Here is a 2,819-nt window from a genome sequence, read left to right as displayed (position 1 = left end):
CCGCCAGCAGCAACGGCGCGCCGAGCAAATCGGCCCAGGCCCGCGCCAGTTCCACTTCGGAAACGAGCCCCAGGCGCGTCAGCAGGCCGAGCAGTTCGGGGTCGTCGGATTCCTGGGATAACCGTCGAGCACGTTCCAGGTCGACGGTTTTCAGACCGGCTTTTCGCATCAGCCACGCGCACACTTGTTCGGCATCCGGAATCTGCATTCGGCATGCATCGATGGGCATTGACGGTATCGGTTGAGACATCTGCACCATTCTGAACAACTAGTTGAAGAGGCTGTTTCCAAGGGTGCAGAAACAACAACTAGTCCCAGCGGCGCCTTGAACAAGATCAAGACCCTACACACAAGCGATGTGCAGGACAGCCGTGGCAAATCATGGCCTTTTAGAACTACTGACCAAGGCCATTAGTTCGCCACAATTCATAAAATCTTGTTAAACACATCGACTAACATATTGATGCTTAGTTCACGATTGCAAATAGCCAGCCCACTGCAACAGTACTAATCATTGAACTTCTCGTCGTTTAATTTTGCACTGCACAAGAGTGCCACTTCCCTGTGGCGCGATTGCCGCTAGAAGTCGACGGTCGCCGACAGCAAATACGTGCGCGGCGTCGACAAGGTCAACCCCGGCTCGCTGTCATCCGAGGCACCGGCCGAACTCCAGTAGCGCCGGTTGGCCACGTTCTCGACATTGGCCCGCAGGGTGATGTGCTTGTCGTCGACCTTGAAGGCGTAGCGTGCGCCGACATCAAGCCGCGTCCAGGCGTCGATTTCCTTGACGTTGGACTGGTCCAGGTACTGCGAGCTGGAATAGATCCCGCGGCTGGTCAGGGTCAGGCCTTCAACAGTCGGCACGTCCCACTCCGCGCCCAGGTTGACGTTGTACTTGGGCGTGGCCGGCGCGCGGTTGCCGTCGTAGGTGCCGTTGGTGGTGTGGGTCAGTTCGCTGTCGATGTACATCACCCCGCCCAGCAGGCGGAAACCCTTGAGCGGCTCGCCGAACACGCTGAGTTCCACACCATCGTTCTGGCGCTTGCCATTGGGGCCGAAGACCAGCGTGGTGGCGTTGGTCTCGTAGGCCGGCTGCTTGATCCGGAATACAGCGGCCGTCACCGCGAACGCACCGGCGTCGTACTTGGCGCCGACTTCGACCTGACGGCTGATGAACGGTGGGAAGATTTCGTCATCGTTGACCGACGCCGACGGCGCGACCTTGCCCTGGCTCAGGCCTTCCATGTAGTTGGCGTACAGCGAGAGCTTGTCGGTGGCCTTGAACAGGATGCCGCCGGACGGTGAAATTTTTTCCTCGTCGTAGGCGGTGTCGCCTTTGACGTCATCGGTCCAGTCGTCGACCTTGACCCGCTGCCAGCGCGCACCGAGGGTCAGCAGCAACCGGTCATCGAAAAAACCCAGGGTGTCGGACAACGCCACACCGCTGAAACGGTTTTCGGTGTAGACCTTCGAGTCAAATCGCGTTGGCCGGCCAGGCGCGGGGGTTTCCACAGGGTTGTAGATATTGCTCGAACCCGGCGCATATCGCGCGCCGCCGTTTTCGAAGTCCATGTAGAAGTAGCTGGCCGCCAGGTTGACCTCATGGCTCACCGGGCCGGTATGGAACCAGTTGCGCACGCCCGCCGTGGCGGTGCGCACGTTTTCATCGCGGGTGAAGTCGCGGGGCTGCACGCTGAAATCGCCGGCGTTGTTGGCCACCGACACTGCATGGCGCAGGAAGTCATGGTTGCTTTTGCGCGCACCGACGCCGCCGTAGAGCATTACGTTGTCGCTGAGATCAAACTCGCCGTTGACCGTGCCGAAGGTGTCGTTGGTGCTTGCCTTGCTCCAGGGCTGCGCGTAGTTGTGGCGTACGTCGTTGGCACTCGGCACCCTGGCGTCGGGCCCGACTTGCACACGTTCCTGGGGGGCGTCGGTGTCGCGCTCGGTGCGGCCGATGTCGGTGGAGAGTCGCAGGCGTTCACCGCGAAAATCCAGGCCCAACACGGCCATTTCGCGGTCGACACTCTGGTCGTCCCAGGCAGTGTCGCCGGACTGCTTCACGCCGTTGAAACGCAGGCCGAATTTATTGTCTTCACCAAAACGCCGGCCTATGTCCACGGCTCCGCCCGCCTGGCTGTCGGAGGCCCAACTGCCGGTGAGCGAGGTGATGGGTGTGTCGGTGGCACGCTTGGGCACCACGTTGATCCCGCCGCCCACGCTGCCCCGTGGCGAGATGCCGTTGATCAACTGGCTGGGGCCTTTGATGATGTCGACGCGCTCGGCCATTTCCATGTCGATGGTGTAGGTCGGCAATACGCCATAGAGGCCGTTGTAGGCGACATCACTGTTGAACAGGCTGAAGCCGCGAATGGTGAATTGCTCATAGCGCCCGCCGGCCGGGTTGGTGGCGCGCACCGAGGGGTCGCTGGCAATCAGGTCGCCAAGGGTACGCGCCTGTTGGTTCTTGACTGCCGCGCTGGTGTAGGTGGTCATGCTGAACGGGGTATCCATGAAGTCCTTCGAGCCCAGCAGGCCCTGGGAGCCACGGCGCGCCACCTGGCCACCAGCAAAGGACTCGCTGCCGGCATCGCCGGTGGTGCCGAGAATCGAGGTGGGCGCCAGTTGCAGGCTGCCGCCTTCGGGAATCGGGGTCAGCCTATAGGCCTGCTCGCCCATTGGCTGCAGTTGCAGGCCGGAGCCCTGGAGCAGGCGCGCGAAACCTTCTTCGACGCCGTATTCGCCGGACAACCCGCTGCTGTTGCGGCCGCTGACCAGCGCCGGGTCCACCGAGAGGTTGACCCCGGCCAGCCCGGCGA

At 61.8% G+C, this 2,819-nt stretch carries 1 protein-coding gene and 1 pseudogene; both read right to left on the bottom strand.

The features are described 5' to 3' along the window. Positions 1–208, bottom strand: a pseudogene (locus HX846_RS34015) (type II secretion system protein GspE); the annotation flags it as partial. Between the two features lie 371 nt (positions 209–579). Continuing rightward, positions 580–2,819 (bottom strand): TonB-dependent receptor (locus HX846_RS34010; protein ID WP_178967130.1); only part of this gene is annotated, 2,240 nt, incomplete at its 5' end.

This window comes from Pseudomonas sp. K5002, assembly GCF_013386655.1.
Lineage (GTDB): Bacteria > Pseudomonadota > Gammaproteobacteria > Pseudomonadales > Pseudomonadaceae > Aquipseudomonas.
The sequence above is the reverse complement of the archived record's forward strand: the minus strand, read 5'-3'. Positions and strand labels throughout refer to the sequence as shown.